9 protein-coding genes are annotated in these 16,474 nt (G+C 33.4%); all 9 read right to left on the minus strand.

What is annotated here, in order from left to right; all coding sequences use genetic code 11:
- Positions 1 to 74 precede the first annotated feature (74 nt).
- Positions 75 to 1,571 carry an arabinan endo-1,5-alpha-L-arabinosidase gene (locus CaldiYA01_RS06985; RefSeq protein ID WP_207178203.1) on the minus strand — a complete coding sequence of 499 codons (1,497 nt, stop codon included), beginning with the start codon at positions 1,569 to 1,571 and terminating at the stop codon, positions 75 to 77.
- Positions 1,572 to 1,585: 14 nt separating this feature from the next.
- Positions 1,586 to 4,033 (minus strand): alpha-L-arabinofuranosidase C-terminal domain-containing protein, encoded by a 2,448-nt coding sequence (locus CaldiYA01_RS06990; protein WP_238480488.1) that lies wholly within the window; start codon positions 4,031 to 4,033, stop codon positions 1,586 to 1,588.
- A gap of 104 nt (positions 4,034 to 4,137) precedes the next feature.
- Complete coding sequence (locus CaldiYA01_RS06995; RefSeq protein WP_013403504.1) at positions 4,138 to 5,097, minus strand: ABC transporter permease; 960 nt, start codon at positions 5,095 to 5,097, stop codon at positions 4,138 to 4,140.
- 128 nt (positions 5,098 to 5,225) lie between these two features.
- Positions 5,226 to 6,860, minus strand: coding sequence for an ABC transporter substrate-binding protein (locus CaldiYA01_RS07000; protein ID WP_207178207.1), 1,635 nt, complete (start codon positions 6,858 to 6,860; stop codon positions 5,226 to 5,228).
- 21 nt (positions 6,861 to 6,881) lie between these two features.
- Positions 6,882 to 7,778, minus strand: a complete 897-nt coding sequence (locus tag CaldiYA01_RS07005; protein WP_013403506.1) for a carbohydrate ABC transporter permease — start codon at positions 7,776 to 7,778, stop codon at positions 6,882 to 6,884.
- A 272-nt stretch (positions 7,779 to 8,050) separates the two neighbouring features.
- Positions 8,051 to 12,373, minus strand: coding sequence for a LamG-like jellyroll fold domain-containing protein (locus tag CaldiYA01_RS12470; RefSeq protein ID WP_207178209.1), 4,323 nt, complete (start codon positions 12,371 to 12,373; stop codon positions 8,051 to 8,053).
- A gap of 685 nt (positions 12,374 to 13,058) precedes the next feature.
- Positions 13,059 to 13,913 (minus strand): carbohydrate ABC transporter permease, encoded by an 855-nt coding sequence (locus tag CaldiYA01_RS07015; protein ID WP_013403508.1) that lies wholly within the window; start codon positions 13,911 to 13,913, stop codon positions 13,059 to 13,061.
- Positions 13,914 to 13,943: 30 nt separating this feature from the next.
- Positions 13,944 to 14,831 (minus strand): carbohydrate ABC transporter permease, encoded by an 888-nt coding sequence (locus CaldiYA01_RS07020; protein ID WP_013403509.1) that lies wholly within the window; start codon positions 14,829 to 14,831, stop codon positions 13,944 to 13,946.
- Between the two features lie 126 nt (positions 14,832 to 14,957).
- Positions 14,958 to 16,307, minus strand: coding sequence for an ABC transporter substrate-binding protein (locus CaldiYA01_RS07025; RefSeq protein ID WP_207178211.1), 1,350 nt, complete (start codon positions 16,305 to 16,307; stop codon positions 14,958 to 14,960).
- Between the last annotated feature and the right edge of the window lie 167 nt (positions 16,308 to 16,474).

Consider the following 16,474-nt stretch of genomic DNA (forward strand, 5'->3'; position numbering starts at 1 on the left):
TATTTTCGGTATTTATTTTCAAAGAGTCATACCCCGCAAACTTTTTTAAACTCGTATGACTCTTTACAAGCTCTTTATTTTACTTTTTTCCCCCAAACCGCAATTCCTTTGTTGCTAAGACCAGTGAAGACTAAGGTGGGCTTCCAGTTCTCCCAATCCCATGCTGGTATGACCTTGACAGTTTCAACTTCATAAATCTTTTTGGTTTTATCTTTGCACCAGTTTAGTTTTATCGTATTTGGGGAAACAAATGACCAAAAGTCGCTACTATTTTCAGAATTTATCTTTCCACTCTTAAGAAGAGTAATTTTTACGGGCTCTGATTGGAGATAATCATACGGGTCAAACACTATCCTTTCCCAAATACCAACAACCAAGTCTTTATACAGAACCTGTTCTTTTTCACCCGCATATCTCTCAGGTGAGACAACAGGCCATCCATCATCTGTCCAAAGGATTTTCCGTACATGTAGATAAGGCCAGTTTTTATCCAAAGCTCCTCTTGCATGATGGATTATATAATAATCATTCCCATCTATCAGTACAGAGTTGTGTCCTGGTGCAATCCAACCATCATCATTTTCAAAATGGTAACCGCCCAAAATCTTAGTTCCAACTTCAGAAGGGGGAGATTCAATATCAGTCATAAGTTTGCCATTGTAATCTCTATACGGTCCAGTAATTTTGTCTGACCTTCCAACACGAACATTGTAATCGTTAAACAGCGAATCATATGAGACAAAAAGATAATATTTTTTAAATTTTGGATTGTAAATGATATACGGTCCTTCGATTGCATCTTGAACACTCATATCTCTTCTTGCAATAAGCTTTCCAAACCCTTTTTCAGTGGGCTTGCCTGTTTTTTTATCAATTTTGATTATATATATTCCCCCAAAGAAAGAACCATACACAAGCCAAGGCTGACCATTTGCATCAAATGTAAGGCATGGGTCAATTGCGTTGACAAAATCACCCTGTTTTGTTTTTATAACCTCACCTTCGTCTTTCCATGGCCCTTCTGGATTTGTAGCTGTGGCTAAACCAATATACGATTGATTCTTTCCAAATTGAGACGCAGCATAATAAAGGTAGTATTTACCATTCATCTTTTTTATATCTGGAGCCCAAAGATTTGTTGCCTGGGTCCATTCATAAGCACCTTTTGGAATACCACCATAAACATAATCTTTTCCATTGAATACATATCCAACAAACTGCCAGTTAATCAAATCTTTTGATTTTCGAATTTGTATTCCTGGTTTTGGCACACCTCCAACTTTTACATCAGTAGAGTATATATAATACCATCCGTTATCAGCTTTGATAATTGCAGGGTCATGAACATTGTTGACCGTCCACTTCTTTTCATCGTTTATAATTGACAGATCATATAAGGTTATTTTTGGAGGTGCTTTAGGGTAAGTTACTTTAATATTCTTGGTTGACGAAGCGCTAATATCTTTTTTACCTGCTGAGGCAAAGACTAATACATTTACTAAAACAACTATTACACAAAGAAGAATTAAAAGTCCACCTTTTAAAATCAAATTTTTATTTCCCACACTCATTTTAATCCTCTCCATCACTTTTTCGTCTTAATTCTTAAAACTGTAACCGAATATTTATCAAAAGTATAGTCAAAACTATTACTTATTCCCTTTATTTTCTTTGTCTTGGGAGTTATTAAATTTGGTTGCTCAAAGCTATTCTCATCTTCCAAATTAGAGGATGTTAGTACTATTGCTGTACCTTCTGGGTTAATCTTGTCTTTAGCAATCCCATTTAGATTGATTCTAACTTTTCTATTTGAGGAAGATATATTGACTACTTTTATTATAATGTCATTGTTTGAATCTATTGAGGCATTTGCATAAATGTCTTTGATAATCATGTTGTCAACTACATCATGAATCAATTTTCCATCAAGATAGCATTTAATTCTATTACCATCCAATTCAATTTTGATATCATACCATTTGTTGGGCATAACTGTAACATTTGCTGATTTCCCAACAATATACTTTGTACCATTTACACATCTTTCAATGGCTGTTGTTGTATTTCCCCATCCTCCAATGTTCCACCAATAATAATTGTTTGAATCCTTTAATCCGAATATAATCAAGAATCCTTCATTACCACTTACTTTTCTTGCCTTAACTTGAATGGTATAATTGCTCCAATTTGAATCTCCAGCAACAGCGTAGCAGTTTTCAGCATTGCTTGTCTGTGAAAATATCCCATTTTCTATATTCCACATTCCTCTTACAATTTGCCATTTGCCATATGAGTCTTTAAAATTATCAGCAAAAAGCGTTCTTCTAGTTTTGTTGTCTATAACCTTAAAGTCTTTAAACTCGGCTTCTGTAATCCATGTACCAAGCCCGACCATGCCAGTAATATCTGCTGATTTATTAGATGATGTGGTTTTGAGAGTAATTGGTAATATATACTTTCCCTTATTTTCATTGAAAATTTTTTGAACATAATAATTTGGTGTTGCATAAGCCATTTCATTATTAAACTTAATAAGAGTTGGTTCCCATTGTGTGGCATATTGTTTTGCTAAAAGTGGTGCGTAAGATGCCATCAATACAACATCTGAATTTTTCTCTAAACCCAATAAATAAGCAGCTTCTGCAAGTGCAGCTTCTAAATTATTTCTCCTCCCAAGTCCATGCGCAGCATATTCCCCTACAAATACCTTCGGCCCTTTTCTGTCATATGTTGAGTATCTATCCGTATTCATCAAAAACCATTCGAGTGCCATATAATAATGCTCATCAATTATATCTGCCTTCTTCGTCGTTTTAGCCCATGTCCATGCATCATCAAATATCTTTCCACTTGGAGCAGGTCCAGCTGCAAAAATCACCTTTATGTTAGGATATTTCTTTTTAATTGCATCATAGAACTTTTCATATCTGATATAATAATCTGTCCCCCATTGTTCATTTCCTATGGCTATGAATTTCAAGTTAAATGGTTTCGGATGTCCTAACTTAGCTCTCACAAATCCCCATTTTGTGTTTACATCCCCATTTGCAAACTCAATTAAATCTAAAGCATCCTGAATGTACTCATCTAGTCTATTTAAATCTATCATATCACCATTTCTTGCTTGACAAGCCATACCGCAGTTTATAACTGGCACAGGTTCTGCACCTATGTCCTCACAAAACTGAAAATACTCATAAAATCCTAAACCAAACGACTGATAGTATCCCCATAAGTTTTCTATTGTTGGACGCTCTGAAATATCACCTATGGTATTCTTCCATCTATATGCGGTTGCCATTGTTCTTCCTTCTACTATGCAACCACCGGGGAATCTTAAAAAAGCTGGCTTCAAATCTGCAATAAGCTTTGCGATATCATATCTTAATCCATTTTTTCTATTCTTCCATGTTTTCTGAGGAAATAGAGATACCATGTCCAAATCTAATATTCCTTCTTTAGCTACTTTTATTACAAGTTGACCATCTGAAATTGTATTAGCTGCTTTAAAGGTCAGCTCATATTGTTTCCAAGCATTTGTTATTCCCTTTACTTCAACCTTTGCTCCTATCTTTCCATTGTCATCTTCAATGGTTGCTATAATGGTATTGATTTTGTTATTTGGAGTTCTTGCATATAAAGATAACCTATAGGATTCTCCTGATTTAATAGTTATACCATTGTAACCATAGTTAACTATCTTTACGCCTTTGTCAATTTTATTTACCTGCACTCGAAGGTAATGTGGATTTTTACTGCTAATACTGCCTTTGTCCTCTACAGAAAACTCAACTTTATCATTTCCTATTGCGCTTATATCCCAACTTTGAAGACCGTCTGGAAATTCAAATGACCTATTTTGAACAAGCTCTGCATAAAGCCCTCCATCAGCACCTGAGTTTATATCTTCGAAAAAGGCACCATAGAGCATTGGACTAATAGCAATACCTTTTTTGTTTACATCTATTGATATCGATTCCTGGAAAATATTACTACTTGATGATCTTTCATATGCTACGCTCTCTTGCTGCATCCAATATCCTCCTACTAAAATAGAAACTAAAAAAATTATCAAAACAAAAAAAATTAAATTTCTTCTTAATTTCATTGCTCATCTTGCACCTCACATGAGAATTTTTACCATATCCCATGACCCAACGTTTTCTTAGATATTATATTTGCACTTATTAACAACACAAAATTGATAACAGAATTGAATAAACCCACAGCAGTTGAAAAACTCCATTGAGCTCCTATTAGACCAAGTTTATAAACATATGTAGCAATAATTTCAGAAGATTCAATGTTTAAATTGTTCTGCATTAAATACGCCTTTTCAAAGCCAACAGACATAATATTTCCTATTCCAAGTAGTAGCAAAGTAATTACCGTTGGCATTATTGCTGGTAAATCAATATATTTGATTCTTTGTAATTTTGTTGCTCCATCAATTATTGCAGCTTCATGAAGTTCAGGGTCCACGTTTGTCAAGGCAGCCAAATAGATGATCGCATTCCAGCCTATATGCTGCCAAATATCTGACCATACATAAACATGTTTAAAAAGCGCAGCACTACCCAAAAAATTAATAGATTCAAGTCCTATCTTTTTTAAAAGCAAATTCACTATTCCTGTTTGATCTGTTAAAAAAACTTGCAAAATTCCTACCATTACAACTGTCGAAATAAAGTGAGGAGCAAATGTAACATTTTGCACCACTTTCTGAAGTGGTTTATTAGGTAAATAATGCAAAAGTAGTGCAAATGCTATGGTAAGAGGAAACCCTACAATAAAACCATAAACACTGAGAGTCAATGTATTGAATAATAACTGACCAAAGTTATATGCAGTAATAAAATCATAAAAATATTTCAAACCTACCCATTTACTTTTAATTATTCCTATTAAAGGATTGTAGTCTTTAAAAGCAATAATTACACCATACATAGGAATATACAGAAAGACAATTACATAAATTAAAGTGGGCAACAGCAAAATATATAATCCCAAACTATTTTTAAATTCTTTCAATGCAATTCTTTTTTTCTTTTGCTTTATTTCAAAAGCGCCTTTTGTTGGAATGGTTGTATCAGACATTTAGTATTCCCCTCTCTTCATCAACTGACTAAGCAAAAAATGTACATATTTGCTTAATAGAGGCTGTCTCAAAAATGGATAAGACAGCCTCTCTCTATTATTATCAAACCACTGTAATTGTTACTTTATTATTTACCAGAAGAGAATGCTTTAAGATTCTTCATAAATCTTTCATATGCGGCTTGATTTATTTTCAACCATTCTTGCAATTTCATCTTATTTAGTTCTTTAACGTATGCATTCCATTCTTTATCGATTGTACCTTTCATTATCCATTCAGCAGCTTTTCTATTTGCGTAATTTATCAAGTTGGTTTGAATCTGATTTATTTTATCAGCTTCATCTGCTGAATAGAATACTGGTGGCCATGGATCAGGATCTGCATATGGTGCTACATATTTTTTCATAAAGTTAACTTTCTGATCAGTATAGGTAAGTCTCAAGATCTTTGTATAACCCGGATCTTCAAAAACTGCCCAAGGAACGCTGTGTGCAGGGGATACTTTACAACGCCACTGTTGCTGATTCATACCAGCTGGTGGATCAGGAATATAATACCACCCTTCTGAACTTTTCTTAAGTCTTACTCCAAATTCACCCTCAATAAGTTCAACTGACATCTTCTCATCATACATCGTGTCAATGTATCTAATCGCAACTTCAGGCATCTTACAAGCTCTTGTTATTACCGCACCCCATCTATCATATCCAGGATACGCCGCTCTGTACATAACAGGTTTCCTACCATTTGGTCCTTTGAGCGGAGGCATGTAATCATAGTAATCATGAGCTTTTTTGGACGAAAAATCATCATTTATATCCCATAAATCTGCATAACCAACAATGTAAGGCTGAGCGTTTAATTTTGAAGCTTTCTTAGCATAATCTTGGGTAAACCATTCTTTATCAATAAGTCCCTCTTTCCATAGTTTGCTCAACCATTTAATAGCCTCTTTGTATTCTGGCAATGTTCCTAAAAATACAACTTTTCCATTTCTAACATCAGCAAAATACCATCTCGCACTAACTCCAAACGAATCCATTAAATATCCCAATCCATGCATCTCCATCGGATTACCAATAGCTGTGATTGGTATCTCGTCAGCTTTTCCGTTCTTATTAGGATCTTTTGTCTTAAATGCTATCATCACCTTCTCAAATTCATCAATATTAGTAGGCATTTTAAGCCCCAAATCTTTAATCCATTTTACATTTATTACTCCAACTCCCATACCTTCTCTATACATCCATGGTCCTTCATTAACACGAGGAGTTGTATATATGTGTCCGTCAGGTGCAGTTACTAATGCTTTTGTTGCCGGATGTTTTTTGAATATATTTTTTAGGTTAGTAGTATATTGATCAATCAATTTTTCTAACGGTTTAAAAACACCCATTCCACCATACTTCGCTAACTCAAAATCTGTGCAACCAAATATAATATCTGGTAAATCTCCGCTTGCTAACATTAAGCTCTTTTTCTCAGCAAATTGGCTACCTGGCATAATCCATTTAATATGCACATTTGTTAGTTTCTCTAATCTTTTGAATTGATTGTACTCATTATAATCCTTGGGCATATCTGCGCTGTAATTATTTACTAAAATTGTAAGTGTTACTTTGTTTTTAACTATTGGAAAGCCAGTTTTGTTGAAATTGGATGATGCACTAACAAGCATCATTGTGGAGACAGCAATTATAGAAACAACAAAGCAAACAATTACACACCATGATAATCTCTTTAAAAACTTTTTCCTTCTCATTTCCTAAACCTCCTCCTCTTTTTAACCTTTAATAGCTCCCAACATAATACCCTTTACAAAATACTTTTGAACAAAAGGATAAAACACCAAAATTGGTAAACTTGAAATAATCATTATAGAATATTTAACAAGTTGTGCAGTTTTGAGACGCTGTGTTATATCACTTACATCTTGCATAGCACCTCCCATCGTTACCTGATTAGAAATTAAAATGTCTCTCAGAACAAGCTGCAGTGGATACTTTTCTGGAGATTTTAAATAAATTAGAGCGTCAAAGAAAGAATTCCATTTGCCAACAGCATAAAATAAAGTCATAACTGCTATAAGAGGAACTGATAGCGGAAGAGCAATCATGAAGAAAAACCTTAAGTCGCCACATCCGTCAATCCGAGCTGCTTCAATTAGTTCATCAATCCAACTGCCTTCATAAAATGACTTTGCAATAATTACGTTAAAAACTGATACAGCAGTTGGAATTATCATCACCCAGAATGTATCTAACAAACCAAGGCTTTTGACTAAAAGATATGTAGGAATTAAACCTCCGTTGAAGAAAAGAGTGAAAGTAAACATTAAAATTATAAACCTTCTACCGAACAAGTCTCGACGTGAAATTGCATACCCAGCTGATAATGTTAAAAAAACACCAACAACTGTGCCCACAATAGTATAAAGAATTGTATTTTTATATCCTGTCACAATTTGTGGATAGTGGAATAATCTTTGATATCCCAGAAGAGTAAACCCCTTGGGCCAAAACAACACTTCTCCTCTGTTCACTAAGTCAGGATCACTAAATGAAGCTATTATAACAAAATACATTGGATATCCAACTATTATTAACGTCATAATCATTATCATGTAATTAAAAAAGTCAAATAGTTTATCACTTGTTGTTTCTTTCACTGTCCCTTGCATTTTGAAACCCTCCAATTTACCTTTACTATCTTGCTCTCTCTTTGTCCTCTTATAGTGTTTTTAGATTTTCATAAAATAATTTATTCGTAATTAAACTATCTATACTTTATTATAGTTCTATCATCTAATTTTGTCAAGTACATTTTTAAAATTTTTGTGAATAACTAATAGTAAATATCCTCTTAACTATAGAAACAAAAAAATCAATCGTTAGGTAGGCACTTCTAAAAAAGAGTACCTACCTACCATCAACCACATACATAATTAAATTTTCATTTTGTTTGAAACAATTTTTTAATTTCATCTTGTGACAAGGAAATATCATAAATTTTTAATTCATCTATCATACCTTTAAATGGAGCATCCCACCAATTTACCCCTAAGGTGAAGATTCCATCATAAGAATTAAATATGTTAGGTACACCAGTTCCTTCAAATTTCTTTTCTCCATCAACATAAACTGTCAAATTTCCTCTCTTTACTGTAAAAGCTATATGTGTCCATGTATTAGGATTTATTTTTACACCAGTCCCACCATCTATCCATCTTTCACTTCCAGACCATACCATTATACTGTTATCTACACCGTTGTGACCATAAGGGACAACACTAATCCATTTCGTTTGGCTCATTGCCCCAAAAAATGTTGGTGTAAACATTGTGAGTTTTTCAGCGTATACCCATAGAGATACTGTATACTCATAACTTGAAATAAGCCCATTCGGCAATCGAACACCTGAATTTCCATCCAAATATACAGCTTTACCCACAACTCCTTCACCATAAGAAATCTGACCACCCGGTACATCAATTTTATTGCCTATTACAACTCCTTCATTGAAATTACCCGTAGAATCCTGAAGATTATCTTCAAATTTAAACCATGCAATTAAACCGCCTTCCTTTACTTTATCTTCTGCCAAAACTTTAATTTCATCTTGCAAGAGTGCTCTATCATATATTCTTAATTCATCGATTTTCCCTTTAAATGGCGGATCCCACCAGTTTACACCTAACGCAAAGATACCGCCAGGTTTTTTGCTAAATCTATCAGGGAAATTACTACCTTCAAAAACAAGTCTTCCATTCATGTAAACTTTCACTATACCATTATCTACTGTAATTGCTACATGAGTCCACTCGCCAATCTTTACGTTATTACTGCATATCCCATCATACCATGGGTCAGAACCTGACCAGAGGATACTGCTAGCGCCATCCCAACCACGTGGTGTAAAACTAATCCATGAGTTTTCATTATATGCTCCAAAAAAGGTAGTTGTAAACTGGGTTAATTGTTCAGCATAAACCCAGAAAGAAACAGTATAAGTCCAATCTTTAATCAAATCATCTGGTAATCTAATTCCTGATTCACCATCAAAAACTGCTGAATTACCTTTTATTCCTTCACTAAAGGTAATATTCCCACCTTCATTGTTTATCCTATTTCCTGTAACAATACCTGGACCAACCTTACCGGTTGCCTCATTTAGATTCCCTTCAAATGGATAATAAGCAATAAGACTTAAATCATTATCGGGGTCAAATTTACTGCCTGTAACAAGTACTTCAAATTGTTTTGTTCTTGTCACACCACCATAAGTTACAGTAGCTGTGAGAACAACTTTTGTTGAATTTTCAGGCCTTGATATAATTAATCCGGAATCTGATAAAATATCTGGATTATCACTATGCCATTGGATAGGAACATTCAAGTAACCAATTGTTGGTAGTGATATACCTTCGTTTCCAACAGTTGTTGGTATACTAATGCTATTAATTACAACATCAGCAAGAGTGCTCTTGTTGATTTGTTTTAACCAAATAGAAACTCCTTTTTGTGATAGTCCGCTAAATGTCATAACATAACTTTTGGTTGTTGGGTCCCAACATTTAACAAACACACCCTTATATATCTCTTGCGTTTTTACCCCATTTTCATTTGATTCGAGGACAATTTCACCATAATAATCCCCCTTCAAGTTCCATGTTCCATAAACATCGCCACTTACTGTTCCATCATTGTTGAGATTGATAATAGAAGCTCCTTTGATTTTTGGACTTATATCTTTCCCATGATTGATATACAAGTATTCTCCCACAATATCTTGAGTTTTTACTTTTACTGCTTTTTCTCCAACATAAGGAGAAGGAGCAACAACTGGCCACCCATCTTCATTGAAAAATAATTGATGAACTCTTACTTCATGTTGTTCTCCTTTTCCTGGAAATCTTGTATGGAATATTAAATAATATTTGCCTGTTTGTGGATCATAATATGCTGAATTATGTCCTGGTGAAACATATCCATAACCTGGTCCATTCACATTTTGTGGATTTGTATCAAATAGGAAATTACCAATAAGTTTAACTCCATAGGGCTCAATGGAAGCATCGTCAAAAAATGAACCTTCTTTTCCTTTACATTCTATCATGTCGTGTCCTTCTGAATCATAGTAAGGCCCATCAGGATTTTTTGAACGTGCAACTCTAATATTATACCCCCCATCAGAAGCAAGACCACCAAAGCTCAAGAATAAGTAGTAATAATCTGTTTGAGGATTGTAAAGTATAAACGGTCCTTCGATTCTGCTATGATTACCCCCTACTAACTTCTTACCGTAACCCTGACCAGGTAACGGCAACCCTGTTTCTGGATCCAGTTGTAAAATGAAAATACCACCCGAATACGATCCATATACCATCCACAACTTACCCTCTTTGTCATAGAATACATGTGGATCAACTACATTTGGATGCTTTGTCGCATCATAAGGAGTTCCGTCTTCACTGGTTCCTTTCATACCTGATTTCAAAATAATTCCAAGATTCCTGTATGGACCTTCTACATTATCTGCCACTGCTATGCCCAATGCAGAAAGTGGAGAATCTCCTTTGCATGCACAATAGTACATATAGAATTTGCCATTTTTAAGTTGAACAACATGAGGAGCCCATAATGTGTTTGTTTGAGCCCATTCAAATGTTTCTGCAAGCTCAGTAAATACATTGGGTATTATTTTATTATCGTTACGAACCCCAGAATCAATCAATTCCCATTGCATTAAATCTTTGCTTTTTGCTGCTGCTAAGTGAGAACCAAAAATATAGTAGGTATCATTTACTTTAATTACAGAAGGATCATGAACTGAGACATTTTTAAATGCAGGACTTTCAGGCAAATAAACACTTTCCTCGGTTGTTTGGTTCTCATTGTTTTGTTGAGAAGTCCCTGTGCTACCACTTGTCTGTTGATTACTACCTTGCTGAGTCTGATTAGTAGAAGAGGTTTGATTAGAACTTGTTTGTATATAAGTCACTATTGGATTTGTAGATAATTTTTCATCGGTTTGCTTTTCAGAGGCTTTTTTACCCTCTTCTTCTTTAAATTCATTTTTCTCTTTCTGAACTACCTTTACATTTACAACAACTTTACTCTTGTCTATTAAAGGTTCATTTTCCAAAATGCCATTTCCCGTAATTCTTACATTAGATGTAGCTTTTAAATTTACAACTTTTGTATTTGACTCAAGCTTTACCTCTTGTCGGTCCCCATTAATTTCAACATTCTCAAATTGTCCATTTAAAATAACAATCGAATCTGGTAGATTATTGTCTATCTTAATATTCAAAAATCCTTTACTTGATATTTTTTCTTCCTCTAAGATAGCTCCACTCTTAACAATTACGTTGGGAATATTCGTTTCTCCTATTGTAATAACTCTCACTGTCCCGTTTTTCTTATCTATAATTAATTGTCCTTCTAAGTTAACATTTTCAAGTTTAATACTGTTAATTCCTCCACCTTTTATAAGTATTCTACCTTTAACGTCAACATTTTTAAGATAGACTTCACCCTCACCAATACCCTCTGTTAAATACAAATCACCTTCCAGCCTCATATTATTGAGTTGAACATCACTTGTATTGACTACAATATTCCCTTTTACTTGACCTGAATATATTCCTGGTTTGTTCTTCAAATCAGACACTAAATTGTCTAACAATTTGACTGCTTCTCCTCTCGTTAAATATCCAAGAGGATCAATTTTCCTGCCTGGTTTTCCTCTCATGTATCCCAGCTGAACTAGTGAGGCAATACTGTCTTTGTATTCCTCAGCTATCTGTTGAGAATCACTAAATGCCTCTAATACTTTCTTGTCCCCTGCAGGCAAATCAAAAGCCTTTGCTAAAATATACGCTACTTCTTGTCTTGTTATATATCCATTTAGCATATAAACATCAACTATCTCTTGATCAATTAACCCTGCCCCAGCTGCCTTTAAAATAAATTCTTTTTGCCAATTTTCTTCTTTAATTGCTTGGTTTAATTCTGGAGGAATATACTCGTAATTAAAAATTCTACATAGTAATGCTAAAAATTCTCCAATTGTTATATTCTTGCTGAGTTTTAAAGATCCGTCGGGATATCCTTTTAACACTTCTCTTTCTACCCACTTTTTAGCACTCAAATTTGCCCAATGACTTTCATTATCTACATACGCTAAGGCAGGAATTAAAAACGAAAAAATTATGCAGAATATTACTGTTATGGCACAAACCTTTACTAAAAATTTTCTTTTTGATAAAATCATATTTTTCCTCCTTTCTACTTATTTCTTTAAATGTGCAAACTGCTCATTACGAGCAGTTGAAAGCTGTTATGAATACAAAAGCGTCACTCTCCATCCAAATGGCTTTAGTGTTAATTTTAAAAGACCAATACAAGAATACCCTACACCTAGCAGTAAAGATAATAATTTAAACTTCCATCTTAAATACAACTCTTTTCAAAAGAAAAACTGGAGACTTAATATTGTTTGAAACAATAATGGTGTATAAGATTTGGTGCTAATGTATTTTGGCTCCTTTTTGCAGCTGGTAACTAGTAATTTTAGGTATGTACGTTCCTTTATTTGTCGAAAATGTTAAATCCCCCTCAAGATGTATTCGATAAATTACTAATTTATGAGATCACTTGACATCATTATCCAAATACCTGAATTTGTAACCCCGTCATCTTAGATATCTCTTTGAGTATATATCATACTTAGCTGTTATGAACATTAATTACAGTTAGGTTATGATAAATCATATAATGTGAATTTAGGTAATGCCTTGGAATAAATAATTTTATTCATCTTCGAATCGCGATTTTCCCATAAGATTATCATTCACAGTGGTTATTTATATATCCAAATTAATATAGTAATCAAAACTAAATAGTTGCGGTTTCCAAAACTAATACTTTCTTCTCTAAAAATTCTATTATTATAAATTCTATTCTTTAATTCCACTAATCATTATTGATTCAATTATTTGTTTTTGGAAAATCATAAATACCACAATTATTGGCAACATCGAAATTAATGAAGCTGCCATAATTAACGGATAATCATTTTGAATAGCATAAAAGGAATTAAATGAAGCAATAACAACCTGTATTGTCATTTTTTCAGGGGAATTTAAATATATCAAAGGAGCTAAATAATCGTTCCAAATACCCACAAACCATAAAATTATTTGAGTAGCTACAGCATGTTTAACTAATGGTAAGATAATCTTGTAATACATCTTAAAATATCCACATCCATCAATTTTAGCTGCATCAATCAGTGAGTCAGAAATAGAAGTTATATTTTGTTTTAAGAAAAATATCATCATAACATTACCGAACATACCAGGAACAATTAAAGGCAACAAAGTATCTGTCCAATGAATTTTTGAAAACATAACAAATTGTGGTATCATTACTACAGGGTACGGAATCATTATTGTTCCTAATAACATCAAAAATATTTTATCTTTGCCCGGAAATTTTAATTTTGCAAACGAAAAGGCTGCAAGAGAAGAAGTAAATGTCCCTACACTTATTACTGTTGTAGCAACAATTAAACTATTTTTAAATCCTGATAAAATTGGCCCTTTTTTAAATACATTAATAAAATTATTCCATTTTATAGGATTTGGAATCCAACGAGGAGGAAGTAAAAAAGCGGCCTCCTTCTCTTTTAAAGCAGTAGATAACATCCATAATAATGGTAAGATCATTATTATCGCACCAGCAGTAAGTATTAAGTAAGTTAATAAAGCCGTTATCACTCTCACATTCTTTTTTGTTAAACCAACATTCATTGTATCTCTACTCCTTTTGAGCTTTTAAATTTAATCCATACCATACACCCATTTATTAGCATATTTAAATTGGATAAGTGTTACAACAAATATTATCGCCCCCAGAATCCAAGCAACTGCACAAGCATACCCCATATCATAGTTAATAAAAGCTTTCTGCCATAAATAAAATACTACTGTTGCCGCACTATATTCCGGTCCCCCATTGTTAGCTAAAATCTGAGGTTCAACAAACATTTGCAATCCACCTATGCATGTTGTTACAACTATGTAAAAACTTGTTGGCGTTAATAAAGGCAATGTTATATAAATGAACTTCTTTAACGAGCTGGCACCATCAATTTCTGCTGCCTCATAATAAACATGTGGTATATTCTGAAGTCCAGCTAAATAGAGAAGAGTTGAATATCCTAAGCCTCGCCAAACAGTTACAATAATAATTGCTGGTTTTACCCATGTTGTATTATATAACCAATTGGGCCCTTGTATATGAAACAACTTATATAGCATGTTATTTAAAATACCATAATCCGGATTATATATCCATTGCCACAAGATTGCTATTGCTACTAATGAGGAAATATTGGGAATGTAATAAATTACTCTATAGATGCTTATACCTCTTAATTTCTGATTCATAAGTATTGCTAATATAATTGACAAAAACATTCCTATAGGTATACCTATCATGTAGAAGATTGTATTATAAAGAGCTTTCCAAAATCGATCATCAAGTACAATTTCTTTATAGTTCTCTAATCCTATAAAACTTGGCTGGGTAAGACCATCCCAATCGGTAAAGCTGGCATAAAAGGAGTAAATTAATGGTCCCAACGCAAAGATAAAGAATTGGAGAATTGGCGCTAAAATAAATAAATATCCTACCACTTTCTCTTTGTTATAAATTGAAAATTTCATCTTTAAGACACCTGACCTTTTGAAATATATTCAAAAATAGTTGTTAGTATAATTCACTAACAATTCAAAATGTGCCACTCCAGAGGCAATATGTTAACCTCTGGAGTGGAAAAATCGTTAAATAATTTACTTCTTTGCTTTCTGATTTGCTTTATCAAGCAATTTCTGAATCTTAGATTTTACTTGTTTGCAATATTGTTCTGCTGTCATTTTTCCGTCCAGGACTGGTTGTAATCCACTATAGAAGGTATCATACCACTCTCTATCATAAGTGTATTCAAACGGGAACCTTCTTCCATAATCTTCAACTACACGTATAAATTCCATTTTATTATTTGGTTTTTCCTTCCATTTTGCATATTCATTTTTTGCCATATCAATTAAGTTTGGTATTTGTAATCCCATCTGGTAAGCCATTCTTTGTCCTTCTCTATCTGTTGAAAGAAAAGCAGCCAAATCCACAGCTTGTTGTGGATATTTAGTTGTTGATGCTACTCCAAAACCAAGCGATCCTAACCATGTTGCAGGCTTTTTAGTTCTTGGACTAACTGGAGGTGGTATCAAATCATACTCAAATTTAAGCTTATTATAAACTGGTACATCCCATGGTCCAACAGGGAAGAATGCTAATTGTCCATTTAACCATCTTTGGTATCCGCTTATAGATTGTCCTTGCACTGCAGTTGGAGTTACTTTATATTTGTTACGTAGATCTGCAAAAAACTGTAATGCTTCAATGAATTTTGGATCGTCAATTGTAACCTTAGTTTTTGTGTTATCTAACCAATCTGCTCCATTGGACCATACAAACATATGAAGTGTCCAGTTAACATCCAAATCTGTTCCCCATTGATCTAATTTACCATCACCATTTGTATCTTTTGTAACTTTTTTACATATCTTGGTAAATTCTTCCCACGTATATGGTTTCTTGGGATCTGGAAGTGGAATACCTTCCCTTTTAAACATAGTTTTGTTGTAACCAAATGCAAACGGACCTACATCCTTTGGTAAAGCGTAAATATCACCTTTACCTATAGTTTTACCATCATACATATAGCGTGAAATAGCTTGCGGCCATATATTATTTAGGTTAATTTCTTTTGATGCCTTAACGTATTTAGTTATTTTTAAGAGTTTTCCCGCATCAACCCATGCTCTTAAATTTTCGGGTGGAACATAAAATACATCCGGTAATTTTCCAGAAGCCATTGCAGCCTGAATTTTCATCCCATACTCTTGTCCGGGGGCAGTACAGATATAATCAACGGTGATATTTTTGTACCTTTCCATAAATTTTTTTACCAATTTAGTGTACAATTCTTTTTCATGAGGTTGCCCAAATCCCATCCATGTTATTTTTATTTTTGAGGATGCCTCTACTGACGAGTTGTTAATGTTGATGACAGTGAATAATGAAAGAAAAATGATAAGACACACAACTAAACTTAACGCTTTTTTAAATTTTTTTAACATGAAGCTAACCTCCTTTGTTTTAATTTTTTCTAAAATAATTTTTATATAGCTAAACTTTTTAGTTTTATTATATAGATTTTTTATAAACTTGTCAATATATTTTTTAATTTTTTTATTTATTATCTACCTTCATTTTAGCTTTTTTTAAAAAAATATTTAAAATTTTA

It is taken from the genome of Caldicellulosiruptor diazotrophicus, from assembly GCF_017347585.1.
GTDB lineage: Bacteria > Bacillota > Thermoanaerobacteria > Caldicellulosiruptorales > Caldicellulosiruptoraceae > Caldicellulosiruptor > Caldicellulosiruptor diazotrophicus.

Bases quoted from the DNA above. Each gene is read 5' to 3' on its own strand.
- CaldiYA01_RS06985 (WP_207178203.1), bottom strand. From the start codon at position 1,571: ATGAGTGTGGGAAATAAAAATTTGATTTTAAAAGGTGGACTTTTAATT.
- CaldiYA01_RS06990 (WP_238480488.1), bottom strand. From the start codon at position 4,033: ATGCAGCAAGAGAGCGTAGCATATGAAAGATCATCAAGTAGTAATATT.
- CaldiYA01_RS06995 (WP_013403504.1), bottom strand. From the start codon at position 5,097: ATGTCTGATACAACCATTCCAACAAAAGGCGCTTTTGAAATAAAGCAA.
- CaldiYA01_RS07000 (WP_207178207.1), bottom strand. From the start codon at position 6,860: ATGAGAAGGAAAAAGTTTTTAAAGAGATTATCATGGTGTGTAATTGTT.
- CaldiYA01_RS07005 (WP_013403506.1), bottom strand. From the start codon at position 7,778: ATGCAAGGGACAGTGAAAGAAACAACAAGTGATAAACTATTTGACTTT.
- CaldiYA01_RS12470 (WP_207178209.1), bottom strand. From the start codon at position 12,373: ATGATTTTATCAAAAAGAAAATTTTTAGTAAAGGTTTGTGCCATAACA.
- CaldiYA01_RS07015 (WP_013403508.1), bottom strand. From the start codon at position 13,913: ATGAATGTTGGTTTAACAAAAAAGAATGTGAGAGTGATAACGGCTTTA.
- CaldiYA01_RS07020 (WP_013403509.1), bottom strand. From the start codon at position 14,831: ATGAAATTTTCAATTTATAACAAAGAGAAAGTGGTAGGATATTTATTT.
- CaldiYA01_RS07025 (WP_207178211.1), bottom strand. From the start codon at position 16,307: ATGTTAAAAAAATTTAAAAAAGCGTTAAGTTTAGTTGTGTGTCTTATC.